At 72.7% G+C, this 26,129-nt stretch carries 23 protein-coding genes and 4 pseudogenes; 13 read left to right on the top strand and 14 right to left on the bottom strand.

Annotated features, from left to right (window positions below; translation table 11 throughout):
• Nucleotides 1-15: 15 nt before the first annotated feature.
• Entirely contained in the window at nt 16-1,488 is a 1,473-nt protein-coding gene (locus F9278_RS42750; protein WP_193241898.1) for a dihydrolipoyl dehydrogenase family protein, read from the bottom strand.
• Between the two features lie 126 nt (nt 1,489-1,614).
• Between F9278_RS42750 and trxA the strand changes: the two genes are divergently transcribed.
• Complete coding sequence (gene trxA / locus F9278_RS42745; RefSeq protein WP_193241897.1) at nt 1,615-2,001, top strand: thioredoxin; 387 nt, start codon at nt 1,615-1,617, stop codon at nt 1,999-2,001.
• 10 nt (nt 2,002-2,011) lie between these two features.
• Here trxA and F9278_RS42740 read toward each other — a convergent pair.
• Together F9278_RS42740 and F9278_RS42735 are read right to left on the bottom strand one after the other, a co-directional pair.
• A pseudogene (locus tag F9278_RS42740) lies at nt 2,012-3,212 on the bottom strand (4-hydroxybenzoate 3-monooxygenase).
• Between the two features lie 85 nt (nt 3,213-3,297).
• Nucleotides 3,298-4,332, bottom strand: coding sequence for a LacI family DNA-binding transcriptional regulator (locus F9278_RS42735; RefSeq protein ID WP_152173128.1), 1,035 nt, complete (start codon nt 4,330-4,332; stop codon nt 3,298-3,300).
• 577 nt (nt 4,333-4,909) lie between these two features.
• Between F9278_RS42735 and F9278_RS42730 the strand changes: the two are divergent.
• The 4 genes and pseudogenes from F9278_RS42730 (at nt 4,910) to F9278_RS42715 (ending at nt 8,832) form a co-directional block, all read left to right on the top strand.
• Nucleotides 4,910-6,332: pseudogene (locus F9278_RS42730) on the top strand (amidase).
• Between the two features lie 126 nt (nt 6,333-6,458).
• The gene (locus F9278_RS42725; RefSeq protein ID WP_055513823.1) at nt 6,459-6,683 is read left to right on the top strand and encodes a hypothetical protein; all 225 of its coding nucleotides are present in this window, start codon (nt 6,459-6,461) and stop codon (nt 6,681-6,683) included.
• Between the two features lie 160 nt (nt 6,684-6,843).
• The gene (locus F9278_RS42720) at nt 6,844-8,262 is read left to right on the top strand and encodes a flotillin family protein (protein ID WP_152173127.1); all 1,419 of its coding nucleotides are present in this window, start codon (nt 6,844-6,846) and stop codon (nt 8,260-8,262) included.
• A gap of 123 nt (nt 8,263-8,385) precedes the next feature.
• Nucleotides 8,386-8,832: a type II toxin-antitoxin system PemK/MazF family toxin gene (locus F9278_RS42715; RefSeq protein ID WP_152173126.1), complete on the top strand. Its 447-nt coding sequence runs from the start codon at nt 8,386-8,388 to the stop codon at nt 8,830-8,832.
• Here the strand turns inward: F9278_RS42715 and F9278_RS42710 are convergent.
• A complete protein-coding gene (locus tag F9278_RS42710) occupies nt 8,829-9,719 on the bottom strand; it encodes a TIGR02452 family protein (RefSeq protein WP_152173125.1) in 891 nt (296 codons plus the stop codon). The two genes, F9278_RS42715 and F9278_RS42710, sit on opposite strands and share 4 nt — an antisense overlap.
• A 321-nt stretch (nt 9,720-10,040) precedes the next feature.
• On the opposite strand from F9278_RS42710, the gene egtA reads away from it, so the two are divergent.
• The 5 genes from egtA to F9278_RS42685 all read left to right on the top strand — a co-directional run bounded on the left by egtA (nt 10,041) and on the right by F9278_RS42685 (nt 14,952).
• Entirely contained in the window at nt 10,041-11,315 is a 1,275-nt protein-coding gene (egtA, locus tag F9278_RS42705; RefSeq protein WP_152173124.1) for an ergothioneine biosynthesis glutamate--cysteine ligase EgtA, read from the top strand.
• Nucleotides 11,312-12,658, top strand: coding sequence for an ergothioneine biosynthesis protein EgtB (gene egtB, locus F9278_RS42700; RefSeq protein ID WP_152173123.1), 1,347 nt, complete (start codon nt 11,312-11,314; stop codon nt 12,656-12,658). The genes egtA and egtB overlap by 4 nt, the downstream gene beginning before the upstream one ends.
• A complete protein-coding gene (gene egtC / locus F9278_RS42695; protein ID WP_152173122.1) occupies nt 12,658-13,470 on the top strand; it encodes an ergothioneine biosynthesis protein EgtC in 813 nt (270 codons plus the stop codon). Before egtB ends, egtC begins: the two co-directional genes overlap by 1 nt.
• On the top strand, nt 13,467-14,429 hold the full coding sequence (gene egtD / locus F9278_RS42690; RefSeq protein WP_152173121.1) for an L-histidine N(alpha)-methyltransferase: 963 nt from the start codon (nt 13,467-13,469) through the stop codon (nt 14,427-14,429). The genes egtC and egtD overlap by 4 nt, the downstream gene beginning before the upstream one ends.
• 304 nt (nt 14,430-14,733) lie before the next feature.
• Nucleotides 14,734-14,952 carry a dodecin gene (locus F9278_RS42685; protein WP_152173120.1) on the top strand — a complete coding sequence of 73 codons (219 nt, stop codon included), beginning with the start codon at nt 14,734-14,736 and terminating at the stop codon, nt 14,950-14,952.
• A 53-nt stretch (nt 14,953-15,005) separates the two neighbouring features.
• Here F9278_RS42685 and F9278_RS42680 read toward each other — a convergent pair whose 3' ends face one another.
• Entirely contained in the window at nt 15,006-15,494 is a 489-nt protein-coding gene (locus F9278_RS42680) for a phosphatase domain-containing protein (RefSeq protein ID WP_152173119.1), read from the bottom strand.
• Nucleotides 15,495-15,640: 146 nt separating this feature from the next.
• On the opposite strand from F9278_RS42680, the gene F9278_RS42675 reads away from it, so the two are divergent.
• The gene (locus F9278_RS42675) at nt 15,641-16,738 is read left to right on the top strand and encodes an NAD(P)/FAD-dependent oxidoreductase (RefSeq protein ID WP_152173118.1); all 1,098 of its coding nucleotides are present in this window, start codon (nt 15,641-15,643) and stop codon (nt 16,736-16,738) included.
• A gap of 188 nt (nt 16,739-16,926) precedes the next feature.
• Here the strand turns inward: F9278_RS42675 and F9278_RS42670 are convergent, their stop codons facing one another.
• Nucleotides 16,927-17,445: a MarR family winged helix-turn-helix transcriptional regulator gene (locus tag F9278_RS42670; RefSeq protein ID WP_193241896.1), complete on the bottom strand. Its 519-nt coding sequence runs from the start codon at nt 17,443-17,445 to the stop codon at nt 16,927-16,929.
• A gap of 81 nt (nt 17,446-17,526) precedes the next feature.
• Here F9278_RS42670 and F9278_RS42665 point away from each other — a divergent pair, with 81 nt between their 5' ends.
• On the top strand, nt 17,527-18,474 hold the full coding sequence (locus F9278_RS42665; RefSeq protein WP_152173117.1) for an alpha/beta hydrolase: 948 nt from the start codon (nt 17,527-17,529) through the stop codon (nt 18,472-18,474).
• Nucleotides 18,475-18,501: 27 nt separating this feature from the next.
• On the opposite strand, the gene F9278_RS42660 is transcribed toward F9278_RS42665, so the two are convergent.
• From F9278_RS42660 to F9278_RS42650, 3 genes and pseudogenes are all read right to left on the bottom strand, one after another.
• Nucleotides 18,502-18,948 (bottom strand): MFS transporter, encoded by a 447-nt coding sequence (locus F9278_RS42660; RefSeq protein ID WP_319023153.1) that lies wholly within the window; start codon nt 18,946-18,948, stop codon nt 18,502-18,504.
• A 187-nt stretch (nt 18,949-19,135) separates the two neighbouring features.
• Nucleotides 19,136-19,804: a 4-carboxy-4-hydroxy-2-oxoadipate aldolase/oxaloacetate decarboxylase gene (locus tag F9278_RS42655; protein ID WP_152173115.1), complete on the bottom strand. Its 669-nt coding sequence runs from the start codon at nt 19,802-19,804 to the stop codon at nt 19,136-19,138.
• Nucleotides 19,804-20,157: pseudogene (locus F9278_RS42650) on the bottom strand (PIG-L deacetylase family protein); the annotation flags it as partial. The gene F9278_RS42655 and the pseudogene F9278_RS42650, both read right to left, overlap by 1 nt.
• Between F9278_RS42650 and F9278_RS42645 the strand changes: the two are divergent.
• Nucleotides 20,154-20,288, top strand: a pseudogene (locus F9278_RS42645) (LysR family transcriptional regulator); the annotation flags it as partial. The pseudogenes F9278_RS42650 and F9278_RS42645 overlap by 4 nt on opposite strands.
• On the opposite strand, the gene F9278_RS42640 reads toward F9278_RS42645, so the two are convergent.
• Genes F9278_RS42640 through F9278_RS42620 form a run of 5 tightly spaced genes read right to left on the bottom strand, consistent with a single transcriptional unit; the run spans nt 20,273 to nt 26,100 of the window.
• Nucleotides 20,273-21,961, bottom strand: a complete 1,689-nt coding sequence (locus tag F9278_RS42640) for an NHL repeat-containing protein (RefSeq protein WP_152173114.1) — start codon at nt 21,959-21,961, stop codon at nt 20,273-20,275. The pseudogene F9278_RS42645 and the gene F9278_RS42640 sit on opposite strands and share 16 nt — an antisense overlap.
• A gap of 26 nt (nt 21,962-21,987) precedes the next feature.
• Complete coding sequence (locus tag F9278_RS42635) at nt 21,988-23,820, bottom strand: flavin-containing monooxygenase (RefSeq protein ID WP_152173113.1); 1,833 nt, start codon at nt 23,818-23,820, stop codon at nt 21,988-21,990.
• Nucleotides 23,821-23,868: 48 nt separating this feature from the next.
• Nucleotides 23,869-24,708: an SDR family oxidoreductase gene (locus F9278_RS42630; protein WP_152173112.1), complete on the bottom strand. Its 840-nt coding sequence runs from the start codon at nt 24,706-24,708 to the stop codon at nt 23,869-23,871.
• Nucleotides 24,677-25,906, bottom strand: coding sequence for an NAD(P)/FAD-dependent oxidoreductase (locus tag F9278_RS42625; protein WP_193241895.1), 1,230 nt, complete (start codon nt 25,904-25,906; stop codon nt 24,677-24,679). The genes F9278_RS42630 and F9278_RS42625 overlap by 32 nt, the downstream gene beginning before the upstream one ends.
• The gene (locus tag F9278_RS42620) at nt 25,903-26,100 is read right to left on the bottom strand and encodes a ferredoxin (RefSeq protein WP_152173111.1); all 198 of its coding nucleotides are present in this window, start codon (nt 26,098-26,100) and stop codon (nt 25,903-25,905) included. Before F9278_RS42620 ends, F9278_RS42625 begins: the two co-directional genes overlap by 4 nt.
• Between the last annotated feature and the right edge of the window lie 29 nt (nt 26,101-26,129).

Here is a 26,129-nt window from a genome sequence, read left to right as displayed (position 1 = left end):
GCATCGCCGTCCGGTTCAGCCCCGGTACGCCTCCAGCAGCCGCAGCCACACCTCGCTGATCGTCGGGTACGAGGGCACCGCGTGCCACAGGCGCCCGATCGGGACCTCCCCGGCGACGGCGACGGTGGCGGAGTGGACGAGTTCGCCGACGGCGGGGCCGACGAAGGTGACGCCGACGAGGGTCTCGCGGTCCAGGTCGACGATCATGCGGGCGCGGCCCCGGTAGCCGTCGGCGTACAGGCCCGCGCCCGCGACGGAGGAGAACTCGACGTCGACCGCGCGGACCCGGAGCCCGGCCTGCTCGGCCTCGGCGAGGGAGAGGCCGACGGCGCCGGCCTCGGGGTCGGTGAAGACGACCTGGGGGACGGCGGCGTGGTCGGCGGTGGCCGCGTGGGCGCCCCACGGGTCGCTCTCCAGGATCGGCACCCCGGCCGCGCGGGCGGCGATGGCGGCCCCGGCGATCCGGGCCTGGTACTTGCCCTGATGGGTGAGGAGCGCCCGGTGGTTGACGTCGCCGACCCCGTACAGCCAGTCGCTGCCCGTCACCCGGAGGCTGTCGTCCACGGACAGCCACGCGCCGGACTCCAGGCCGACGGTGTCGAGGCCGATGTCCTCGGTGCGCGGGGCGCGGCCGGTGGCGAAGAGGATCTCGTCGGCCTCCAGCCGGTCGCCGGTGTCGGTGAGGGCCACCACGGTGCCGTTCTCCCGGGACACGGCCGTCACGGACGTACCGGTGCGGACGTCCGCGCCCGCCTCGACGAGCGCCTCGGCGATCAGTTCCCCGGCGAAGGGCTCCATCCGGGGCAGCAGGCCCTTGCCGCGGACGAGGAGGGTGACCTCGGAGCCGAGGGAGCGCCAGGCGGTGGCCATCTCGACGGCGACGACACCGCCGCCGACGACGATCAGCCGGCCGGGGACCGCCTGGGCGCTGGTGGCCTCACGGCTGGTCCAGGGCTTGACCTGGGCCAGTCCCGGCAGGTCGGGCAGGAGCGCGCGGCTGCCGGTGGAGACGACCACGGCGTGCCGGGCGGTGAGGACGTGGCGCCCGCCGTCGGCGGCGTCCACGATCACCCGGCGGGGTCCGGCGAGGCGGCCGTGGCCCCGGTGGAACGCCACCCCGATGCTGTCCAGCCAGCCGATCTGGCCGTCGTCCTTCCAGTGGGAGGTCTCGTAGTCGCGGTGCGCGAGGACCTCGGCTGCGTCCAGCGGGCCGTCGACGAGCTGGCGCAGGCCGGGGACGCGGCGGGCGTCGGCGCGGGCGATCGCGGGGCGCAGCAGGGCCTTGCTGGGCATGCACGCCCAGTACGAGCACTCGCCGCCGACCAGTTCGCTCTCCACGACCGCGGTCGACAGCCCGGCCGCGCGGGTGCGGTCGGCGACGTTCTCCCCCACGGGTCCGGCACCGAGCACCACCACGTCGTACTCGGTCGTCGTGGCTTCCGCCGTGTCGTCGGCGTGTTCCGTATCGGTGTTCTCCGTATCCGTCATGGGGCCAGTCTGGTTGGTGGTGTGCGCCGTGGCCACACGGGTACGCGCGCGGAATACGCCGTCGCGGGCCGGCGTTGTCGCAAGCGGCTCGCCCGAGCACCGATACCAGGAAGAGGGATGCACGCCATGAGCAGCACCGTGGAGCTCACCAAGGAGAACTTCGACCAGACGGTCACCGAGAACGAGTTCGTCCTGATCGACTTCTGGGCGTCGTGGTGCGGGCCGTGCCGGCAGTTCGCCCCGGTCTACGAGAAGGCCGCCGGTGACAACCCGGACCTGGTGTTCGGCAAGGTGGACACCGAGGCGCAGCCGGAGCTGGCGCAGGCCTTCGGTATCCAGTCGATCCCGACGCTGATGATCGTCCGCGACCAGGTCGCCGTGTTCGCGCAGCCGGGCGCGCTGCCCGAGGCCGCGCTGACCGATGTCATCGGACAGGCCCGCGAGCTGGACATGGACGAGGTCCGCAAGGCGGTCGCCGAGCAGCAGGCGCAGGTCGAGCAGAACGGTCAGTGAACCGGCCGGTTCACCAGGTCAGCGGTAGTCCCGTGTAGTGGGCGGCCAGTTCGGGCGCCGCCTGCCGGGACGCCGTGATCCGGCGCAGCCGGGCGAGTTGGAGGCGCCGGTCGAAGGCGCCCCCGTCGGGCCGGGTGTGCAGCATCCGGGTCATGTCGTAGGCGAAGCGGGTGGCCTGCCAGATCCGGTCGAGGCACAACTCCGAGTACCGGTCGAGGAGTTGCGCCGATTTGCCCTCGTACAGCTCGATGAGGGCCTGGGCCAGGACGCGGACGTCGGAGACGGCGAGGTTGAGGCCCTTGTCGCCGGTGGGCGGCAGGACGTGGGCCGCGTCCCCGGCCAGCAGCAGCCGTCCGTGGCGCATCGGCTCGTGGACATAACTCCTCATCGGGGTCACTGACTTGGCGGTGATCGGGCCGCGTTCCAGGGTCCCATCGGCGTCGAGCGCGAGGCGGGCGGCGAGTTCGTCCCAGATCCGCTCGTCGGGCCATTCGCCCGGGTCGGTGCCGTTGGGGACCTGGAGCCGGAACAGGGACTCCGACGGTGAGCGCATGCCGTGCGGGGCGAAGCCGTGGTCGCCGCGCGCGTAGACCGACTCCTCGCCGGGCGGCGGGACTTCGGCCAGGACGCCGAGCCAGGAGTACGGGTACTCGTACTCGTGCACCCGGCGGGCCGGGGCGGGGAACACATGGCGGGAGACGCCATGGAAGCCGTCGCAGCCGACCACCCACTCGCAGGACAACTCCTCCTGGTAGCCGTCGTGGACGAAGTGCACCACCGGCCGCTCACCGAGCGCGCCCCCGACGCCGATCGCCTCCGCCTGGAACAACAGCGGTGCTCCTTCGGCGAGTCGCCAGGGCGACGAGGTCCTTCACCAGCTCCGTCGGGTCATGGACCGTGACCGTACGGCCGCCGGTGAGGGCCGGGAGGCCGAGGCGGTACCGCTCGCGGCCGAGGCGGTGCCGCTCGCGGTCGAAGCGCAGCTCGACGCCGTGCTGCACCCGGCCCTCGGTCTCCAGTCGTTCGGCGGCGCCGCACGCGCGCAGGGCGTCGACCGTGCCCTGCTCCAGCAGCCCGGCGTGCCGCCCCTGTTCGCCGTGCGCCCGGGTGCGGCTCTCCAGGGCCACGCAGTCGATGTCCGCCCGGTGCGGCAGCCGGGCGAGGAGGAGCCCGGCGGGGCCCCCGCCGATGATGCCGACCGTCGTGCGCATGGCGCGCCTCACGAGGCGAGGGTCCGGTCCTGCCCGGTCCGCTGCACGCGATTGTCGCCGTTCGGCGCCCCTGCCGTCCCGCCGTTCAGCTCGATTCGCGGTGCACGATCCGCGCGCCCAGCACATCGTGGGTCGTGGGGACCGACGCGGGGTCGCGCACCACGCGGTCGACCAGTTCCGCGAGGTGCCGTCCGGACGGCAGCTCCAGGTGGACGGTGCTGAGGCGCGGCCGAAGCAGCCGGCCGAGCATCAGGTCGTCGGCCCCGACCACGGCCGTCTCCCCGGGAACGCCGACGCCCTCGTCCTGAAGGGCCCGCATCACCAGCATCGCGTATTCGTCGTTGTACGCGAACACCGCGTCCAGACCGAGCGAGCGCCAGTCGCGGGCGAGCCGGGCGGCGGCGGCCTCGTCGTAGGCGAGCGGCAGTTCCGTGACCGTGGCGTCCGTGCCCTGCACCGCGCGCCGTACGCCGGCCAGCCGGGGCTGGGAGAACACCCCGAAGCCGGGCTCCTCGGGCACGACGACACCGATACGGCGCCTGCCGCGCTCCACGAGGTGCCGGCCGGCGCTGTGGCCGACGCCCGCGTGGTCCAGGATCAGCGCGTGGGCGCCCTCGACGGGTTCGGGGGTGAGGGTGACGACGGCCTTGGCGCCGGAGCGCTTGAGGACGGCGACGCCCTGCGGGCCGAGGCCGACGCCGGGCACGATCACGGCGACGGGGCGCAGTTCGGCCCAGGCGCGGGCGGCGTCGTCGCCGCGCAGGCCGATGCCGCCGTGCTGCACGACCGTGTAGTCGAGGCGGCTGAGGGCCCATTGGATCTCGTTGATGAACTGGCTGTAGAGCGGCCCGATGGGCACGTTCGGGGTGGGCATCAGCACCAGGCGGCTGTGGCCGGCGCGCAGGCTGCGGGCCGCCGCGTGGGGCACGTAGCCGAGTTCCTTGGCTGCCTCGTGGACCCGGCGGCGGGTCGGCTCACTGATCCGGACCGCGCTGGTGTTGTTGAGGACGTAGCTGACCGTCGCGCGGGAGACACCCGCGAGTCGTGCCACATCGGCGCTCGTGGGCACGGATCGCTGCAGGGGCGAGGGCGGGGCGGGCTCTTTCGGTATCTGCACCATGAGGACGGCATCCTTGCAGAAGCGGTGAAGGTCGTTCCGGCCGGGGGACTACCGGCCCTACGGTGGCTCGGGGTTCGGGCCACCGATCTTTGTGGCTGGGCAGTTTGGCGAATGTGTTCGAAATCTGTTCAACCCGGCGGCCATTTCGCGCCATCCGCACAAAGGTGTGCTTTCGGCACCCGCCCCCGGACGCCCGATCGGCGCCCGGAGCGGACCCGCTGGTCGGAACCGGCAGGCGATACGCGTTCTCGCGTCTGGCCAAGGACATACGGCCCGGCTCTCGACGATGTTCAACGGACCGCTCTCCCCCGGTCCGGCGATCGCCCACCTGCGCGGGCGCGTCGGGGCGGCGACGCCCGGAAGCTATGGCGTGAACTGTGTGTTCGATGTGGGTGCGGGCCACCCGCCGGACGGCGGGCATCCACCGCCGTACGACGGCCTCCGCGCGCCTCGCCGACGCGCTCATCATCGCCGTACGAACCGTTGGCACGCGGCGCGGTGCGCAAGGCACCGTGGACGCGGTACCCGCACGAGGAGAAGCCATGACGTAGAAATCCTGCTTCCGGAGGTGTTCCGTATGGGTGTCGACCGTGCGCCGGGTCTCGTGGAGTGCGCTCGCGCACTGGCGGCGGGGGAGGTGACGTCGCGGGCGCTGGTGGAGGCGACGCTCGCCCGGATCGAGGCGAGTCAGGGGACGGTGAACGCGTTCCGGCGGGTCCGGGCCGAGGCGGCGCTCGTGGAGGCCGGCGCGGCGGACAAGGAGCTGGCGGAGGGCGGCCGGCGGCCCCTGCTCGGTGTGCCGGTGGCCGTGAAGGACGACATGGACGTGGCGGGCGAACCGACCGCGTTCGGCTGCCGGGGGGAGTTCCCCTCGCTGCCGGAGGACGGCGAGGCCGTACGACGGCTGCGCGCGGCGGGGGCGATCGTCGTCGGCAAGACCAACACCTGCGAGCTGGGGCAGTGGCCGTTCACGGAGGGGCCCCCTCGGCGCCACCCGGAATCCCTGGCATCCGGACCACACCCCCGGCGGCTCCTCCGGCGGATCGGCGGCGGCCGTCGCGGCGGGCCTCGTTCCCGCCGCGCTCGGCTCCGACGGCGCCGGGTCGGTCCGTATCCCGGCCTCCTGGACGCATCTCATCGGCGTCAAGCCGCAGCGCGGCCGGATCTCGACCTGGCCGCACGCGGAGTCCTTCCAGGGCATCACCGTCAACGGCACCCTCGCCCGCACGGTCGCCGACGCCGCTCTGCTGCTGGACGCGGCGAGCGGCAACCACGAGGGCGATCTGCACCGACCCCTCGCCGTCGACGCCTCCGAGGCCGTCGGCCGAGACCCGGGGCGGCTGCGGATCGCGCTGTCCCTGAAACCGCCGTTCACCGCGCTGCCCGCCCGGCTCGACCCCCGGGTGGAGGAGCGGGTGCGGGCGCTGGCGGAACGGCTCGCCGGGCTCGGACACGCGGTGGAGGAGGCGGAGCCCCGGTACGGGCAGATCGGGCTGACCTTCGTCCCGCGCGCCACCGCCGGTATCGCCGAACGGGTCGGCGCCATCACCGAGCAGAGCCTTCTCGACCGGCGCACCCTGGACGCCGCCCGCCACGGCCGGCTGCTCGGCGGCGCGCCCCTGCGCATGGCCCGCCGCGCGGAGGTCGCCCCGCACCGGCGGATCGGCGCGCTGTTCACCTCGTACGACGTGCTGCTGGCGCCGACGACCGCCGCTCCCCCGCCGCGTGTCGGCTCCATGCTGAACCTCGGCGGACTCGGCACCGACCGCGCGATGATCGCGGCCTGCCCGTACGCCTGGCCGTGGAACGTGCTGGGCTGGCCCGGGGTGAACGTCCCGGCCGGGTTCGTGGAGGACGGGCTGCCGGTGGGCGCGCAGTTGCTCGGCCCGGCGAACAGCGAGCCTCTTCCGCTGCCGCTGGCCGCGCAGTTGGAGGCGGACCAGCGCTGGCACGAGCGGTGGCCGCCGGAGCACGCCACGGCGGACTCGCCCGTCGCGTGAGCGGTATCGCGCCCTTCGCGAGCGCCAGTTCACGCAGACCGCGAGCGCCAGTTCACGCAGACCGTGTGCGCCGGGTTCGTGCCCACCGTGTGCGCGGGTTCGGTGTCGGGATGTGACCCGTAGGCTGTGACCATGGACGAAGCGTCGATGGTCGGGCTGATGGGACGGGTGACCGGTGCGGTCGGTCCCGGGCTCGTCGGCGAGGTGATCGTCCGGGTGCGGGGCGGCGCCGAGCACTTTCTCGCGTACCCCGCCTCCGCGAAGGACCGGATCGAGCCGGGGACGCTCGTGATGGTGATCGAGTATCTGCCGCCGCGCACGGTCTATGTGTCCGCGGCGTACGACAGTTGACGGTCCGTGAGGTCCTCGTGCCGCGCTCTGTCGCCTTTCTGGCACCGGTTCGCATCAGGACTGCAACAGCGGTCTCCCGGTACCTGTACCACCGCTGAACCACGCGGGACACTCCCGACGTTCGGTGCCGAAAGGGCACCTGGCCAAGGGGGGTGGGCCGATGTTCGTCGGCATCATCGCGGGGGCGACCGTAGCGGCGGCTCTGGTACTGATCGGTGTGTTCAAGCTCATGTGGCGGGTCGCCGAACCGAACGAGGCCCTGATCATCTCCGGCTCCAAGCACAAGATGGAGGGCCTCACGGAGGGCATGAACTTCCGTATCGTCACCGGGCGCGGCACCCTCGTGCTGCCCGGCATGCAGGCGGTGCGCAAGCTGTCGCTCGACCTCAACCAGACCGAGCTGGCCGTCGAGTGCGTGACCTTCCAGGGCATCCCGCTGAAGATCCGGGGTGTCGTCATCTTCAAGGTGGGCGACGACTTCGTCTCCATCGCGAACGCCGCCCGCCGCTTCCTCGGCCAGCAGAAACGGGTCTCGGAGCGGGTGCACAACGTGTTCGCCGGTCATCTCCGGTCCATCGTGGGCGGGTTGACGGTCGAGGACATGATCCGGGACCGCGAGAAACTGACCGGCCAGACCCGGGCCGCCTGCGGTACCGAGATGGAGAAACTGGGGCTGATCGTCGACTCGTTGCAGATCCACGAGATCGAGGACCCGACCGGCTACATCAAGAACCTGGCCATGCCGCACGCGGCGGCCGTCCAGCGGGACGCCCGGATCGCCCAGGCCGAGGCCAACCGGCTCGCCACCGAGGCCGAGCAGCAGGCCGCCGCGCGGATGGCGGAGGCCACCCGGGACAGCGAGATCCTCCAGGCCGGCTACCAGGCCGAGCGGGACAACGCCTCGGCGCGCGCCAAGCAGGCCGGCCCGCTCGCCGAGGCCGCCGCCCGGCAGGAGGTCGTCGTCCAGGAGACCCGGGTCGCCCAGTTGGAGGCGTCCCGGCGTGAGCAGCAGCTCCAGGCCGATGTCCGCAAGCCCGCCGACGCCAAGGCCTACGAGAAGCGGACTCTCGCCGAGGCCGAGCGCGACGCCCGTATCTCCGCCGCGCAGGCCAAGGCCAAGGAGACCGAACTCGCCGCCGCGGCCGAGGCGACCGCGACACAGATCTCCGGTGAGGCGGAGGCCGCCGCCCGGCAGGCCAAGGGGCTCGCCGCCGCCGAGGCCACGCGGGCGAAGGGGCTCGCCGAGGCCGAGGGCATCAAGGCGCGGAGCGCCGCGCTGGCGGAGAACCAGGAAGCGGTGATCGCGCAGCAGTTGGCCGAGAAGTGGCCGGAGATCGTGCAGGCCGGGGCGTCCGCGTTCGGGAACGTCGACAACATGGTGCTGCTCAACGGGGCCGACGGGATGGGGGAGATGTTCGCCAAGGCGCTCACGATGGGTGGGACCGGGTTGGGGCTGGCTCGGCAGTTGCTGTCGTCCATGAACCAGAACGGGGTGCCTGGCGGCGGCTCGGCGGGGGTCAACGGGGTGCCTGTGGAGAAGGGCGCTGTGGAGAAGGTGCAGGTCGACAAGGAGTCGTAGCGCCGCAGAACCGACTGTGAGAGAGCGGCTGCGGGTTGTTCGTGGCTGGTCGCGTCCACGCGGCGGAGCCGCACATCGACACGGACCCGCGCCCCCAAAGGGGCGCGGGTTAGCCTCTGGGCTGTGACTTCCTTTGCCGAGCAGGATGTGCCGGGGCGCTACGGGCCCACCGCGACCACCGAGGCCGAGCCGCGTGATGTCGGGCGGGTGCGTACCGAGTATGCGCCCGCGCATGACGGGGATCCCGATCCCGGGGAGATCGTGTGGACGTGGGTGCCCTTCGAGGAGAACGACGGGCGGGGGAAGGACCGGCCGGTGCTCGTCGTGGCCCGGGAGGATCAAGGGACGCTGCTGGCCGTGCAGTTGTCCAGCAAGCGGCACGACGGGGATCGGGAGTGGGTGCCGATCGGGAGCGGGCCGTGGGACCGGTCGGGGCGGGATTCGTGGGTGGATGTGGATCGGGTGCTGCGGCTGCATGAGGCGGGGATGCGGCGGGAGGCGTGTGCGTTGGACCGGATGCGGTTCAACTCCGTTGTGCGGCGGTTGCGGGAGCGGTACGGGTGGCGTTAGACCGTAGGCCGGCCGCGGGTCGCCTGTGGCTGATCGCGCAGTTCCCCGCGCCCCTGGAGGGGCGCGGCTGTTGCGAACTCTCGTTCGAAGGCGGCCCTGGTCGTCGCGCCCCTCGTGCGGTCCAGCACCGCGAACACCACGTGGGTGAACGTGCCCTCGAAACGGCCGCCGTCCATGAGCAGGGCCCGGAAGGCGGCCGCCACCTGCCCCGGGTCGTTGCCGAAGACTCCGCAGCCCCAGGCGCCCAGGACCAGGCGGCGGTAGGCGTGCGCCGCCGCCGTCTCCAGGACGCGTTCCGCGCGGGTGGCCAGGGCGCTCGGCAGTTCCGGGGCGCGGTCCGGTGTCGTACGCAGGACGACCGAGGCGTTCGGGGCCGGTGAGGTCAGGAAGCCTGCCGGGTACGGGGTGTCGAGGAGGGCGCCGCCTTCGTCCCGGAAGACGGGGACGGCGGGCGAGTGGATGACACGGTCCGTGTAGAACGGGTCGCGGTGGGTGCGGTGGTGCGCGTAGAAGGCGGGGGCCTCGCGGACGCAGGTGTAGAGCGCGGAGGCCCGGCAGAGGGCCTCCTCCTGGGCCTGGGCGCCGTTCAGGTAGCCGCCGCCGGGGTTGCGGGCGGAGGAGAAGTTGAGGACGGCCACGGGGGCGGTGTCGGCGGCCGTGAGGCGGCGGGCGGCTTCCAGGCTGCTCTCGCCGGTGACCTCGACGGCCGACCGGACCGGGGCGGCCCGGGGGATCTTCACCGGGGCGGGGCCGTAAAGGCGGGTGCCCGCCCGCGCGGCGGCCACCTCGGCGGCGATGGACACCTCGTGGCCGGCGGGCGCGCGATAGCGCCCGGCCGCGACGATCTCCTCGGTCTCGCGTGCGATTCCTCGTAGGCGTGCGCTCATCGCGACACCCCCGTGTCCGCCGCGCGCGCCGTCCGCGTGATCTCCCCCGTCGTGCTCATGGACGCATCCTGGGCGATGCTGGTGAGTGACCGCAACGGGGTTTTCCCCGCGTGAATGGCCCGGCAGGGGGCGGGGAAGAGGTGCCTGGAGTTCCCGGAAAAGGAGATCGCCGATCCGTATCCAGTCCGTGTTGTCACGATGTGCCCCCTTGTGCGAAAGCGGCGCGAGGGTTTTGGGTGGGACGAGTGCTGTCGGTCCGACCTCATCGGGAACGGATCGGCGGCTCGGCCGACGAGATTGGCATCTCAGGAGGATCCCGACATGTCAGATTCGCTGAGTGGCTGTACGGAGCAACGCTCCGCGGTCACCGAGGCAGAGGTGGAGGCCCTGGTACGGGGCATCTGCTTCAAGACCGGTCCACCCCGCACCCTCGGTGTCGAACTGGAATGGCAGGTCCACGAGCTGCGTGATCCGCGGCTCCCGGCAACACCCGCACGACTGGAAGCGGCCTACGCCGCACTGCGGACCCTGACCCTGAACTCCCCGCTGACCGTCGAGCCCGGCGGGCAGTTGGAGCTCAGCTCGGCACCGGCCGGCTCCCTGATGGAGTGCGTCGGGTCCGTCTCGGCCGACCTGGACGCCGTACGCGCCACACTGCGCGAGGCGGACCTCGGCATCAGCGGCTTCGGCCACGAACCCTGGAACCCCCCGACCCGCTACCTCCACGAGCCCCGGTACGACGCGATGGAGATCTATCTCGACCGCTTCGGCCCCGAGGGCCGGTCCATGATGTGCTCCTCCGCCTCCGTGCAGGTCTGTCTCGACGCCGGGTACGAGGAGCCGGGCCCCCTCGGCCATCAGCGGCGCTGGTGGCTGGCGCACCAGCTCGGCGCGGTGCTGGTGGCGGCGTTCGCGCACTCCCCGCTGGCGCGCGGCCGGGTCACCGGCTGGCGTTCGACCCGGCAGGCCCTGTGGGCGGCCATGGACCCGGGCCGGACCAACGCCCCGGCGCTGGACGGCGACCCGCGCGCGGCGTGGGCCCGGCTCGTGCTGGACGCGCCGGTGATGTGCGTCCGGGCGGACGAGGGCCCCTGGGGTGTGCCCGGAGCGATGACGTTCCGGGAGTGGACGAGATCCGACACCCCGCCGAGCCGCGCCGACCTCGACTACCACCTGACGACCCTGTTCCCGCCGGTGCGCCCGCGCGGTCATCTGGAGCTGCGCATGATCGACGCCCAGCCCGGTGAGGACGGATGGATCGTGCCGCTCGCCGTGACGGCGGCGCTGTTCGAGGACCCGGAGGCGGCCGAGACCGCCTATCGGACCGTGAAGCCGCTCGCCGAGCGGGCGGGCGCACGGCCGGCGCCGCGCAATCCGCTGTGGGACACGGCCATCCGCGACGGACTGGCCGATCCCGAACTGCGGGAGGCGGCGACCGTCTGCTTCGCCGCGGCGGCCGAGGCGCTGCCCCGGATCGGCGCGAGCGCCGAGGTACGGGACGCGGTCGCGGCGTACACCGACCGCCATGTGGCCCGGGGCCGCTGCCCCGCCGACGATCTGCTGGACCTGTTCCACGGGAAGGACATCCCCGCATGACCGCAGCCGAGACGCCGGCCCCGACGGCCGGCGCCGACCCCGACATACTCCGGGAGCGCGCGCTGGCGGCGCTGACCACGGCCCGGACCCGCACCGCGCTCCTGACCACCGCCGTCGACGAACCCGATCTCACCGCGCAGCACTCCCCGTTGATGTCACCGCTGGTGTGGGACCTCGCCCACATCGGCAACCAGGAGGAGCTGTGGCTGCTGCGGAACGTCGCCGGGCGGGAGGCGATGCGGCCCGAGATCGACGGGCTGTACGACGCCTTCGAGCATCCGCGTGCCGCCCGGCCCTCGCTGCCGCTGCTGGCGCCCGAGGAGGCCCGGCAGTATCTGCGTGAGGTACGCGGCCGGGCGCTGGACGTGCTGGAGAGCGCCGACTTCCACGGCACCCGGCTCACCGACGCGGGCTTCGCCTTCGGCATGATCGCCCAGCACGAACAGCAGCACGACGAGACGATGCTGATCACCCATCAGCTCCGCAGGGGACCGGCCGTGCTGTCGGCGCCGGAGCCCGAGCCCGTCCCGCTGTTCACGGGACCCGCCGAAGTCCTCGTCCCCGGCGGCGAGTTCATGATGGGGACCTCGGACGAGCCATGGGCGCTGGACAACGAGCGGCCCGCGCACCGGCGTTACGTCCCGGCGTTCCACATCGACACCACCCCGGTGACCAACGGCGCGTACCAGGCGTTCATCGCGGACGGCGGCTACGACGACGACCGCTGGTGGACGGCCGAGGGCTGGGGCCACATCCGCGCGCACGGCATCACCGCGCCGCTGTTCTGGCGGCGCGACGGCAGGCAGTGGCTGCGGCGGCGCTTCGGTGTCACCGAGGTCGTACCGGCCGACGAGCCGGTGCTGCACGTGTGCTGGTACGAGGCCGACGCGTACGCCCGCTGGGCGGGGCGCCGGCTGCCGACCGAGGCCGAGTGGGAGAAGGCCGCCCGGCACGACCCGGTCACCGGCCGCTCGACCCGCTACCCGTGGGGCGACGCCGACCCGGCGCCCGAGCACGCCAACCTCGGGCAGCGCCATCTGCGCCCGGCCCCGGCCGGCAGCCACCCGGCGGGCGAATCTCCGCTGGGCGTACGGCAGTTGATCGGTGATGTGTGGGAGTGGACGTCGAGCGACTTCCTGCCCTACCCGGGGTTCACGGCGTTCCCGTACAAGGAGTACTCGGAGGTGTTCTTCGGCCCCGAGCACAAGGTGCTGCGCGGTGGTTCGTTCGCCGTGGACCAGGTGGCGTGCCGGGGGACGTTCCGCAACTGGGACTATCCGATCCGGCGGCAGATCTTCAGCGGGTTCCGCACGGCCCGGGACGCCTCCCCGGAGGTGGTCTGATGTGCCGTCATATCGCGTATCTCGGGCCGGAGTCGGCGCTGGGCGGAGTCCTGGTGGACCCGCCGCACGCGCTGTTCCGGCAGTCGTGGGCGCCCCGGCGCCAGCGGTACGGGACGGTCAACGCCGATGGTTTCGGGGTCGGTTGGTACGCCGAGGGCGACCCGGTGCCGGGCCGCTACCGGCGGGCCGGGCCGATCTGGGGCGACCAGTCCTTCGCCGATCTCGCCCGGGTGGTCCGCAGCGGGGCGCTGCTGGCCGCCGTACGGGACGCGACGGTGGCGGGCGCCGACGACGAGGCCGCGGCGGCGCCGTTCGCCGCCGGGGCATGGCTGTTCAGCCACAACGGGGCGGTCGCCGGATGGCCCCGGTCGCTGGCGCATCTCGCCGACGGGCTGCCCGCCGTGGAACTGCTGTCGATGGAGGCCCGCAACGACTCCGCGCTCGTGTGGGCGCTGGTCCTGAACCGGCTGCGGGCCGGCGACGAGGAGGGCCAGGCGCTGGCCGACACGGTCCTGGAGGTCGCCCGCGCGGCCCCCGGCTCGCGGCTCAATCTGCTGCTCACCAACGGCGAGACCATCGCGGCGACGGCCTGGGGCGACACGCTCTGGTATCTCGCCGAGCCCGGCCGCAGCACGGTCGTGGCGTCCGAGCCGTACGACGACGATCCGCACTGGGTGGAGGTCCCGGACCGCACGCTGCTCGCGGCGAGCCGGACGGATGTGCTGCTCACCCCGCTCAAGGAGCCGGAGGACGCCATCCGCCCGACCGACGACGAGACAGCCTCCGCAAGCCCGAAGGAGACTTCCGCGTGAGCCCGTTCCGTGTCACCCGCACCCTGCCCGAGGACGCCACCGACGCGGCCCTGCGCGCCGATGTCCTGGACGGTCTGACCCGCACGCCGAAGACGCTGCCGCCGAAGTGGTTCTACGACGCGCGCGGCAGTGAACTGTTCGAGCGGATCACGGAGTTGCCCGAGTACTACCCGACCCGTGCCGAGCGGGAGATCCTCGTCGGCCGGGCCGGCGAGATCGCCGCGGCGAGCGGTGCGCGGACCCTGGTCGAGCTGGGGTCCGGCTCCTCCGACAAGACCCGGCATCTGCTGGACGCGATGCCGGGCCTGCACACGTACGTACCGGTCGACGTGAGCGAGAGCGCGCTGCGGCTGGCGGGCGAGGCGCTGACCACCGAGCGGCCGGGGCTGGACGTGCACGCCCTGATCGCCGACTTCACCGCCGGGCTCGTGCTGCCCGAGACACCCGGGCCGCGGCTGGTGGCGTTCCTGGGCGGCACGATCGGCAATCTGGTGCCGGTGGAGCGGGCGGCGTTCCTGACCGCCGTCCGGGCGCTGCTCGCGCCCGGGGACGCGCTGCTGCTGGGGACCGATCTGGTCAAGGACGCGGGGGTGCTGGTCGCCGCGTACGACGACGCGGCGGGGGTGACCGCCGAGTTCAACAAGAACGTACTCAATGTCGTCGACCGGGAGTTGGGGGCGGACTTCGATCCCGACGCCTTCGAGCATGTCGCGCTCTGGGACGCGGAGTGCGAGTGGATCGAGATGCGGTTGCGGTCCCGTGTGGCCCAGACCGTGAAGATCCCCGCGCTCGACCTGGCGGTCGACTTCGCCGCCGGTGAGGAGATGCGGACGGAGGTGTCGGCGAAGTTCAGGAGGGACGGGGTGCGGGCCGAACTGGGTTCTGTCGGGCTGGAGTTGACGCATTGGTGGACGGATGAGGAAGGGCGGTTCGCACTGTCGTTGAGCCGGGTCGGGTAGCGGGGCGGGGCGGTTGCTTCCGGGGCGCGTTCGTCGGGTGCGGGTGCGTGGGGCTTCTCGCGCAGTTCCCCGCGCCCCTGAAGAGCCGGGGCTGCGCCCCGTGCTCTTCGGCCCGAAAAAGCATGGGGCGCAGCCCCTGCTTTTTCAGGGGCGCGGGGAACTGCGCGACCAGCCCCCACCGGCCCGCACCCGACAACGCACCCCTCCCCACCCCGCCCCCCTCGCGAACCGGCGGAGCCTGAGGCACCTTGGAATGACGTGTGGCTCAACCGCCACGACGGAGCTCGCGACAAGGAGAACTCGCATGACCGACCATGTGTACCGGGTCACCGAGATCGTCGGCAGTTCGGGCGAGAGCGTCGACCACGCGATCCGCAACGGCGTCGCCCGCGCCGCGCAGACCCTGCGCAACCTGGACTGGTTCGAGGTGACGCAGGTCCGGGGCCACATCGAGAACGGACAGATCGCGCACTACCAGGTCGGCCTCAAGGTCGGCTTCCGGCTGGACGACGAGACCGACTGACCGGCGGACCGGCCGACCGGCCGACCGGCCGACCGGTCGTCTTCGGCGGACCGTCAGGTCCGTCCCTCCCGCTCCTGCGCCACCTCCAGCGCGGCGGAGGCGGTGGCCCAGCGTGCCCGTACGACCGTGAAGCCCGCCCGTTCCGCGTCCTCGCAGACCAGCAGGTCGTCGTCCACGAGGACGCGGATCTCGCGGGTCCGCGACAACTCGCGGAGGATCTCCAGTTTGGTGCGGCGGGCCGGTCTGCGGTCGTTGTCGCGGCGCATCCGGAGCCGCCCCTCCGGCAGCCCGTGCGCGGCCAGCCAGTCGACGGTGTCGCGGCGGCAGCGTTCGGGGCGCCCGGTCAGATACATCACCTCGCACTCCTCGGCGCTCTCCCGCGCCAGCGCGACGCCCTCCGCCAGCGGTGGATCCTGCGGGGCGGCGGCGAAGAACGCGGCCCAGTCGCGGGGCTTCCGCTCCAGGAACCGCTGCCGGTGCGCGGTGTCGGCGAGGGTGTTGTCGAGGTCGAAGACGGCGAGGGGCCGGTCGTTGTCGGTCACGGCACCAGCCTAGGCAGAGTCCGCACGGCGGCTGACTCGTGTCGCCCGTCGTCGCTTCACACAACAAGCACAGACCCCGCCAGTAGCTTTAAGTTTCAAACGTTACGCTCGTCATCTCTCCCCCCACATCGCACAGGAGAATGGGCGTGCTTGACGGCGAAATCATCGTGATCGGCGGCGGATACGGGGGCATCCGCCTCGCCAAGCAGCTGGACGGGGTCGCACGGGTCACCCTCGTGGACCGCAAGGAGGTCTTCTTCCACCGCATCGCCGCACTGCGCGCGGGTGTGCGCGAGGCCTGGACATGGACACCCTTCGTCCCGTACGACCGGCTGCTGCGCAACGGCCGTGTCGTGGTGGGCAAGGCGATCGACATCGACACGGGCGAGCGGCAGGTGCGGCTCGCCACGGGTGAGCGGCTGCCGTACGACGTGGTGGTGATCGCGACCGGCGCGGACTATCCGGAGCCGGCCCGTTTCCTGGGCACCACCGCGGAGGAGGCGGGCAAGACGTTCGCCGCGCACCAGGAGAGTGTGGCCGCCGCCGAGCATGTGCTGATCGTCGGCGGTGGGCCGGGCGGTGTGGAACTCGCCGCCGAGGTCCGGCTGGCCCGGCCGGACGCGCGGGTCACGCTCGCGCACGCCGGGGCGGAACTGCTCAACTCCACCGGCAGCAAGTGGGCCGGGCGGCGGGCCCTGAGCTGGCTGGAGGCGCACGACGTCCAGGTGCGGCTGGACTCGTTCGTCTCCCCCGGGCCCGACTTCGGCACGCACCGGGACGGCCGGGGCGACCTCATCGAGGCCGATCTGGCGTTCTGGACCAACGGCACCACACCGAACACGCTCTGGCTGCGGCTGGCCGGGCACGGGGGGTGGCTGAACGCGGCCGGGCAGATCAAGGTCGACGGCATGCTGCGGGTCGACGGGCAGCTGGATGTGTTCGCGGTCGGCGATGTGAACGATGTCAGCGAGCTGAAGATCTCCCCCGTGGCGTTCGCCCAGGCGGACGTCGCGGCGCACAACATCCGTTCGTACCTGACGAGTTCGGGCAAGCATCGTAAGGAGCCGCGGCTGTACCGGTCGGTCCGGCGGACCCCGCTGATCGTGCCGCTCGGGCCGGCCGACGGGATCACGCTGCTGCCGGTGCCCGGTGGGGAGACGGCGGTGCTGGGGGCGCGGACGTCCACGCTGGCGAAGGCGAGGACGTTGATGACGCCGTATGTCCGGAGGCAGCTCGGGTATTGACGGTGGTGTGCGGAGTGCGGGTTCGGTGGGGGCTGGTCGCGCGGTTCCCCGCGCCTCTGATAAAGCGGGGCTGCGCCCTGCTTTTTCGGCCCGAAGAGCACGGGGCGCGGCCCCGGCTCTTCAGAGGCGCGGGGAACCGCGCGAGAAGCCCCACCGGACCCGCACCCGCACCACACACCTGGCCCCGGTCAGTCCACACCCGCCGCACTCACCGGCTCCTGCTCCACCACATCATTCGCATGCGTCAGAAAATCGTCCACCATACGGTGGAAGAGGCCCGCGAGCTGCTGGAGTTCCTCGGGGGACCACTCGGACAGTGCCATCTGCATGCCGCGGACGCCGGCCTCACGGATGCGGCCTATGGCCTGCTTGCCGACCGGGGTGAGTTCGATGCGCTGGGCGCGGCGGTCGTCCGGGTCGGGGACGCGGGTGACGTAGCCGGTCTTCTGGAGCTGCTGGACCTGGCGGGTGACATGGGAGGCCTCGACGCCGAGGCGGTTGGCCAGCTCCCCCGGCCGCAGCGGCTCGGAGTCGGCGATCTGCCGCAGCAGGGCCACGGCGGCGCGGTCCAGCGGTACACCGGCCAGGCTCATCAGCCGCTCGTGCGCCCGAGCACGGGTGCTGAGGTAGGTGATGCGGGTGAGGGCTCGCTCGATCTCGATCACTTCCGGGGAAGCGGGGTCGGAGGGTAGCGGTGATGGGGACATGGGCCCTACTTTACCATCTTGTTGCCTGACTCAAGTAAGTTCATCGCCCCGGGGTAGCCCCCGCGACCGAACGGAGCCCCCATGTCCCTTCTCGCCCGCCCTGCGGTGGCCGCCCTCGCGGCCAAGGCGATGCAAGGTCTTCTGGCGCTGGCGAGCCGCCGGGCCAGTGGGCCGGGCTCCACGGCCGGATGGCTCGCCCGCCTCCCCGAATACGCCTGCGCCACCCGCGAGTTGACCGTCCCGACGGCGTACGGCCCGGCCCGCGCCGTGCTCTATCTGCCCTCCGCCGAGGGCGCCGCTCCCCCGCCGCTGCATGTCAACTTCCATGGCGGCGGCTATGTCATGCCGCAGATCGAGCTGGACGACTCGCTGTGCCGGTGCATAGCCGTCGAGGCGGGCGTGGCCGTGCTCAACGTGGACTATGTGGTCGCCCCGCAGCATCCGTTCCCCGCGGCGCCCCGACAGGCGTTCGAGGTCGTCCGGTGGGCCGCCGGGCACGGGGACGAGCACGGCTGGGACGGCGGCCGGCTGTCGGTGGGCGGGCAGAGCGCGGGCGGTGGCCTGGCGGCGGCGGTGGCCCGCCAGGTTCTGGAGGAGGGCGGTCCTTCGCTCGCCCTCCAGGTGCTGCACTATCCGCCGCTCGACCTCGCGACCGCCGCCCGGGACAAGCGGGCCGCGATCGCGAGACCGATGCTGCGCCCGTGGATGGCGGACGTCTTCGACAGCGCGTACATCCCGGACCCGAAGCGGCGCGTCGATCCCCTGGCCTCGCCCGCGCACCCCTCGGACACCGCCGCGCTCAAGGGGATCGCTCCCGCCTTCGTGGTCACCGCCGAGTACGACCTGCTCAAGGCCGAGGGCGTGGCCTACGCCGACCGGCTCCGCACGGCCGGGGCCCTGGTCGGCCATCACGATGTCAGCGGGGCCGACCACGGCTACGACAACCAGGACGAGGCCAGGGCCCGCGAGGTGTATCCGCTGATCGCGGAGCGGGTGCGGCGGGCGTTCGAGGAGACGCCGTCGTCCTAGGCCGCGGGGCCGCCCCGTGCCCCCCGATCAGCCCGTCGGTGACAGGGACTTCCATGGGTCGTCCTGCGGGGTCCGGCCGGACGTCCGCAGGGAGGCGATGCCGATGAAGACCATGGAGGAGACTCCGGCGAGGGCGCAGGCGGTGAAGCCCCAGTCGCCGTTGCCGGCGGCGAGGAGCCGGCCGCCGAGCCAGGGTCCGAAGACGGCGCCGAAGCGGCCCGTGCCGGAGGTCCAGCCGACGGCCGTGGCCCGGTTCTCGGGGGTGGAGCGGAGGGAGACCGTCGCGTAGATCATCGACTGGGCGCTGTTGAGGAAGACGCCGGTGAGGAAGACGACCAGGAAGGTCACCCCGAGCGGCATCCGGACGCTGAGCGGGAAGACACCGGCGGCGGGCAGCGCGAACCAGAGGGACGAGAGGGACGAGAGGGACGAGACGCGTGGGGCGCCGAAGAGGTCGGCGGCGCGGGTGGGCAGGTCGTCGGCGAGGAAGTAGGCGCCCTTGGAGGTGCCGCCGCGCATCAGCGTGCAGCGGACCCCCTCGGCCCACCCGGTCACGGCCGGGCCTCCTCGCCGGTACGCACCGCGTGAACGGCGTGCACGGCGTGCACCGCGTACGGCCTCATGAGTCGGACCCCTCCCGCTCGTACTCCTCGTACGACCGCTAGGTCACCCCGAGTCGTACGAGCGTCTCGCGCAACCCGTAGCGGTCCAGGCCGAGTTGGCCGTCGAGAAAGGCGGCGCGGGCGGCGGCCTCCTTGCGTTCGCGGGCCTCGGAGGCCTCGGCGGTGTGCCGGGCCCGGGTGCGGGGGACGACGACCACGCCGTCGTCGTCGGCGAGGATCACGTCGCCGGGGTGGACGAGTTGGCCGCCGACGGCCACGGGGACGTTGACGGAGCCCCCGGTGGCCTTGACCGTGCCCTGGGGGCTGACGGCGGCGGCCCAGGCGGGGAAGTCCATCGCGCGCAGTTCGGCGGTGTCGCGGATACCGGCGTTGATCACCAGGCCGCGTACGCCCCGGCGTCGGAGCGCGGTGGCGAAGAGTTCGCCGAACATGCCGTCGGTGGACGGTGAGGTGGTGGTGACGACGAGGATGTCGCCCTCGCCGCACTGTTCGACGGCCGCGTGGATCATGAGGTTGTCGCCGGGCCAGGACAGGACCGTGACGGCGGTGCCGGCGATCCGGGTGTCCCGCTGGATCGGGCGGAGGTGGGTGCCGAGGAGACCGGTGCGGCCCATGGCCTCGTGGACGGTGGCGACGCCGTACCGGCCGAGCGCCTCGACGTCCTTCGGGTCCGCCTTCGGCGGGTTGGTGACGATCACGCCGCCCATCAGTCCAGCACCCCCGTGACCTGCGGGTAGGGGCGCATGTACGCCTCGGCCATCGTCTGGTGCGCGAGGCCCAGGTTGGGGCCCGCGTTGCGCTTGAGCTGGACTCCCCGGCGTACGGCGAGGTCGGTGTAGTAGTCCCACAGGTGCCGTTGGGCGCCCAGGCACTCCATGGCCTCGCGCTTGGTCTCCCAGACCTCGGTGATGTCGAGGAGGACCTCTGGTTTGAAGCCGCACATCTCGGGCTGGTGGGGCTCGAAGAAGAAGACGGGCGGGGCGCCGATGATCTCGCCGTCGGCGGGGTAGCCGATGGCCTGGGCGAGGATCCGGGCGTCCAGGGCCATGCGGGCGGCGGCCCGGGGTCGTCTACCGGCCGGTGCGGGACGCCGAGCCGATCGCCGTGCGGCTGGCCTGGTGGCGGGACGACCCACATCCCGCCACCCCGGCCGCCGTCGAACTGCTCTCGGAGCTCTACCGCTCCGGCTGAGCCCCGGCCGCCCCAGCCTTCGGGATCAGCCGCAGCACGGTGCCCTCACCGTTGGCCGACAGCAGGAGGGTCCCGTCCGGGGCGGCGGCGAGGCCCGCGAACCGACGGGCCATCCCGGGCATGCCACCGGCGAACAGCGACGGTTCCGTACGCGGGACGACACCCGGGGGCGGTCCGACCGGGAGGTCCTCGGCGTCGATGCGCCGCTCCCCCGTGACGAGGGAGATCGCGTGCAGCCTGCGCGGCCCGGTCTCCACCACGAACAGCTCGTCGCCCAGGACCGCCAGCCCCTGCGGTGCGCCGAGGCCGTCGGCGACCACGGCGGTCCCGGCGCCGTCCGTCTCGATCCGCAGGACCGTCCCGAGCCGTTCCTCGCTGACGTGGAGGCGGCCCCGCGCGTCGAAGACCACGTCCGTGGGCCGGTCGAGCCCTTCGGCGAGCACGGTCACGGATCCGGGGTCCGTACCGCGATCCGTACCGGTGTCCGTCGCGGTGGCGTCGACGGACACGACCCGGCCCGCGCCCGCCTCGGCCACCACGAGCGAGCCTTCCGGCCCGACCGCGATCCCGATGGGCCGGTCGAGGCCGCGTGCCCGCTCGCGGGTGGTCCCGGACCTGGGGTCGTGGGTGAGTACGGCGCCGAACTGCGAGGTGTAGTGCAGCAGTTCGCCGTCGGCGGTGATGCCGTGGGCGAAGGGCAGCAGCAGTCGTGTCCGCACCTCGTCGGGCGCGGGGCTCGCCAGTCGGTAGTGGTCGGCCGCGTACACCGTGCCGCCGAGGTCGACCGTGATGCCGTAGGGCCCGTCGAAGCCCCGGGGCACGAGGTCGCGGGTGCGGCCGTCGGGGTGCAGCTCGCTGACGCCGCCGGCGGCGTAGCTGGAGACGAACATCCGGTTCTCGGCGTCGAACGCCGCGTTGTCCAGGCCCGTCAGCCCGCTGGTGACGAGCGTGCGGGTGCCGCTCCCGTGCAGGTCGATCCGGGTGACGATGCCCTCGACGCCGCGCGAGACGACGTGCAGCACACCGCCCCGGTCGAAGCGGACCGCGACCGGCTGGTGCACGTCCTCGGTGACCACCTCGGGTGTCCCGCCGTCCGGCGGGATCCGCCAGACCTGCCCGGTGATCATGTGTGGGTAGTACAGGTGGCCGTCCGGGCCGCGCTGCATCGCGTTGCCCAGGGCCAGGCCCTCGGTGAGCACCACCGGGTCGCCGCCGTCCGGGAACAGCTCCATCAGCCGGCCGTCGAACTTCATCTCGTTGACGAAGAGCCGGTCCCCGACACAGGTGATGCCGTTGGGGTTGGTGATGTCGTCGGAGACGAGGCTGTACTCCCCCGCCGGGCTCCGCCGCCACACCCGGCCCGGCACCAGGTCGGCTATGTACATCGAGCCGTCCGCGCCGAACGCGAGGTCGTCCGGCGACTGCACCGGGCTGTCCATCGGGACGACGACCTCGACGTCCCCGGTGCCCGGGTCGACGGCGCTGATCTGCCCGGCGAGGAACTGCGCCACGTACAGCCGCCCGTCGGGGCCGAACGCGACCCCGTTGGAACCCCACAGCGGATTGGGCGGGTTGAGCCGCCGCGCCTCCCAACGGGCGCTGGTGGTACGGAGATCGCCGGTCGCGTCGTACCGGTTGGGCCGCTTGCCCGTACCCGCTTCCGGAGTGCTCATGCCGTCCTCCGCCGTCCCCTCGGGCCTCACTCGGCGCCCACGAGAACGTCGTCCATGCCGCCGTCCGCGCGCCAGCGGCGCAGCAGTTCGTGGAAGGCCACCGGTCCGTCGCCGTACGACTCGCTGCGCTCCCGGGGCCGGCCCTCGTTGTTGTAGTAGCCGGGGGTGCACTGTGCCTGGAACCTGTACAGGTCGGCGGCCTTCTCGCGGATGGTGGCGACCCAGGCGTCCTGGGCCTCGGCGGTCGGCTCGACGTACCGGGCGCGGCGCCTGCGGGCCTCGGCGACGACCTCGCCGACATGGAGGGACTGCTGGTCGAGGATGTGGACGTAGTTGACGGCGCTGGCGTTCTGCATGGGGCCGAGCTGGAAGAGGTTGGGGAAGCCGTGGCTGTAGAAGCCGTGGAGGGTCTTCGGACCGGCCGTCATCCAGGTCTCCAGCAGGCCGACGCCGTCCCGGCCGTACGCGGGCAGACGGCCGGAGAGCAGCCCCGAGACGCCGACCTCGAAGCCGGTGGCGAAGATGACGCAGTCCACCTCGTACTCGACCCCGCCGACCACCACGGCCTTGTCGGTGATCCGTTCGACGCCGTGGGTGTCGGCCGTGTCGACGAGGGTGACGTTGGGGCGGTTGAAGGTCTGGAGGTAGTGGTCGCTGAAGGTGGGCCGCTTGCACATGTACCGGTACCAGGGCTTGAGCTTCTCGGCGGTCTCCGGGTCCTCGACGACCGTGGCCACCCGGTCGCGCAGCTCGTTCATCTTCTGGAAGTCGGCGATCTCGTAGGCCCGTTCGCGCTCGTCCGCCGGGACGTCCGCGTACGCGTCGGTGGGGATCAGCTTCTCCTGGAGGCGGGCGCTGGACGTCCAGGCGTCGTTCACCAGATCCTCGTCGGCCCGGACGCCGGTGACGGTCTTCAGGAAGTTGTCCATGCGCTCGCCCTGCCAGCCGGGGGTGAGCGTCTTCGCCCACTCCTCGTCGGTGGGCCCGTTGCCGCGTACGTCGACGGTCGAGGGGGTGCGCTGGAAGACGTACACCTGGGCGGCGTCGGCCCCGAGATGGGGGACGACCTGGATGGCGGTGGCGCCGGTGCCGATCACCGCGACCCGCTTGTCGGCGAGCCCGGTGAGGCCGCCGTTCGCGTCGCCGCCCGTGTAGGCGTAGTCCCAGCGGCTGGTGTGGAAGGTGTGACCCTTGAAGGTGTCGATGCCGGGGATGCCGGGCAGTTTCGGCTGGCTGAGGGTGCCGCTGGAGACGACGACATAGCGGGCCCGGACGCGGTCGCCCCGGTCGGTGGCGACGATCCACTCCAACTCGGTGTCGTCCCAGCGCAGTTCGGTGGCGACGGTCTGGAAGGCCGCGTCCCGGTAGAGGTCGAAGTGACGGCCGATGGCCCGGGTGTGCTGCCGGATCTCCTCGCCCGGCGCGTACTTCCACTTCGGGACGTAGCCCAGCTCTTCGAGGAGGGGGAGGTAGATGTACGACTCGATGTCGCAGTGGATGCCGGGGTAGCGGTTCCAGTACCAGGTGCCGCCGAAGTCGCCGCCCTTCTCGATCACCCGGATCGACTCGACGCCCGCCTGCCGCAGCCGGGCCCCGGCGAGCAGCCCGCCGAAGCCGCCGCCGATGACGACGGCCTCGACCCGGTCGTGCAGCGGCTCCCGGGTGAACTCCTGGTCGGCGTACGGATCGTCGTCGTAGTACGCGAACTCGCCGCCGATCCGCTGGTACTGCGCGCCGCCGTCCGGGCGGATCCGGCGCTCGCGCTCGGCCCGGTACCGGGCGCGGAGGGTGTCCGGGTCGAAGCCCAGTTCCTCCGGGTCGGGGGACGTGGTGCCGGACGGCGTGTGGGGGGTGGACATCGGGGTCCTCTCTGTGGAGGTGGGGAGTCGGGGAGTCGTACGGTGGTGTCAGGCCGGTCGGTGGTGCCGCAGCCAGGCGGCCTGGCCGCCGTCGACGAGCAGGTCCGTGCCGGTGATGTAACGCGCCTCGGGGCCGATGAGGAAGGCGACGGCGTCGGCGATCTCCGCCGGGGTGCCGGTACGGCCCGCGCCGCTCGCCTCCAGCATCGCCGGCATGTGCGCGCCGCTCGGGCCCTCGGCCTCCGCCTTCGCCATGGCGGTGGCGATGACGCCAGGGCTGACGCTGTTGATACGGGCGCCGCGCCGGCTCCAGGCGAGCGCGGCGGCCTCGACGCGCACCTGGTTGGCCCGCTTGGAGACGATGTACGCGCTCGTCGCGCTGTCGCCGACGGCCTGGACGCCGCCGATGCCGAGGAGTTCGTCCGCCGGGGCCGTGGCGAGGGCCCTCTCGTCGTCCGCGCTGAGGGAGGCGACATGACCGGCCATGCTGGAGACGCAGACCATGGCGGTCCCCGGCCCGGCCACGCCCTCGAAGGCGTCGATGACATGGGCCGTGCCCAGCAGGTCGACCTCCAGGATCGTCCTCGCCGCGCCCTGGGCCGCGGAGACCCCGGCGGTGTGCACGACGGCGGCGACCCGGCCCTCGCCGACCGCCTCCGCCGCGAGCTTGTCGACGGACCTGCGGTCGGACACATCGGTCGGGACGCCCCGCACCGCGTATCCCTCGCCGCTCAACGCGCCCACCGCATGGTCGAGTTGAGCCTGCGAGGCGTCGGCGAGGAGGACCGTCCGTCCGCTGCCGATCCGGCGTGCGATCGCCAGGCCCATCCCGCCGGCGCCGGTGACGACGACCACGTCACGCGACGGGCCGGGCCGCTGTTCCACCATGGTCGACCTCCTCCACAGCCACCGGGATCTCCGGCGGAAACGTCTCGCTCCGGTCGGCGCCGGACGCGATGGCCTGCCGCCACTGCCGGATCGCCTTGGGCGGCATACCGACCGCGAGGGCGCCGGTGACCCGGTCGCCGGTGCGGTAGACGGCCACGAAACGGCGTTCGGCGAGATCCCCGTCGACGACGGTCACCTCGTCGTGGCCCCGCAGATGACCGTACGCCTGCACCTTCATGTCGTACTGGTCGGACCAGAAGTACGGCACGGGCGCGAACGGCCTGCGGGCGGCCGGCTCGGCGGCCAGCAGATTGCGGGCGACGGCCATGCCCTGCTCGGCGGCGTTCGTCCGGTGCTCGATCCGCATCGAGGCGCCGAACAGCGGGTTGTACCAGCGGGCCACGTCACCGGCCGCGTACACGTTCTTCGCGGCCTCGCAGTACCGGTCGCACAGCACGCCGTCACCGACGGCCAGACCACTGCCCGCCAGCCACTCGGTGTTGGGCAGCGAGCCGACGGCGACCAGCACCTCGTCCGCCTCCACCACCTCACCGTCCGCGAGCCGTACACCGTCCTCGGTCACCTCCGTGACGGTGACGCCGGCCCGCAGGTCCACGCCGTGGTCGCGATGGGCCCGGGACAGCACCGCGCCGACCTCCGCGCCGACCGCGTGCGCAAGCGGCACCGGCGCCGGTTCCAGGAGGGTGACCTCGGCGCCGAGCCGCCAGGCGACGGCGGCGGCCTCCGCGCCGAGGAACCCGGCGCCGACCACCACCAGCCGCGTCCCCGGCGTCAGCCGCTCCCGCAGGGTGAGCGCGTCGTCCAGCGTGCGCAGCACGTGCGCGCCCTCACCGGGCAGCCGGCGCGGGCGTACGCCGGTCGCGACCACCAGCGCGTCGTACGGCACCGTGTCGCCGTCGGCGAGCCGTACCTCGCACTCCCTCAGGTCGAGGCCGGTCGCGGCGGTCCCGAGGCGCAGGTCCAGGTCGAGGCCGTCGAGGTGGGCCGGGGAGCGCAGGGTGAGCCGGTCGGTGTCCCACTCCGCCGAGAGGAGCTGCTTGGACAACGGGGGCCGGTCGTACGGGGCGTGGGGTTCGTCGCCGACGAGGGTGAGCGTGCCGTCGTAACCCTCGCGGCGCAGTGTCTCGGCCGCCGCCAGTCCGGCGGCCGAGGCGCCCACGACCACGATCCGCCTCACTGGTCGACCAGTCGGATCGCGGCGGCCGGGCAGATCGCGACGGCCTCCTGCACACCGTCCATCAGGTCGTCGGCGGGGTGCTCCACCAGCAGGATCGCGACACCGTCGTCATCGCGCTGGTCGAACACCTCCGGGGAGGCCATCACGCACTGGCCGGAGGCGACACACTTGGGTTCGTCGAGTTCCACACGCATGGGTTGCTCCTTGATCGCGCGTAGTCGTG

The sequence above is a fragment of the Streptomyces phaeolivaceus genome (genome assembly GCF_009184865.1).
Taxonomy (GTDB): domain Bacteria; phylum Actinomycetota; class Actinomycetes; order Streptomycetales; family Streptomycetaceae; genus Streptomyces; species Streptomyces phaeolivaceus.
The sequence above is the reverse complement of the archived record's forward strand: the minus strand, read 5'-3'. Positions and strand labels throughout refer to the sequence as shown.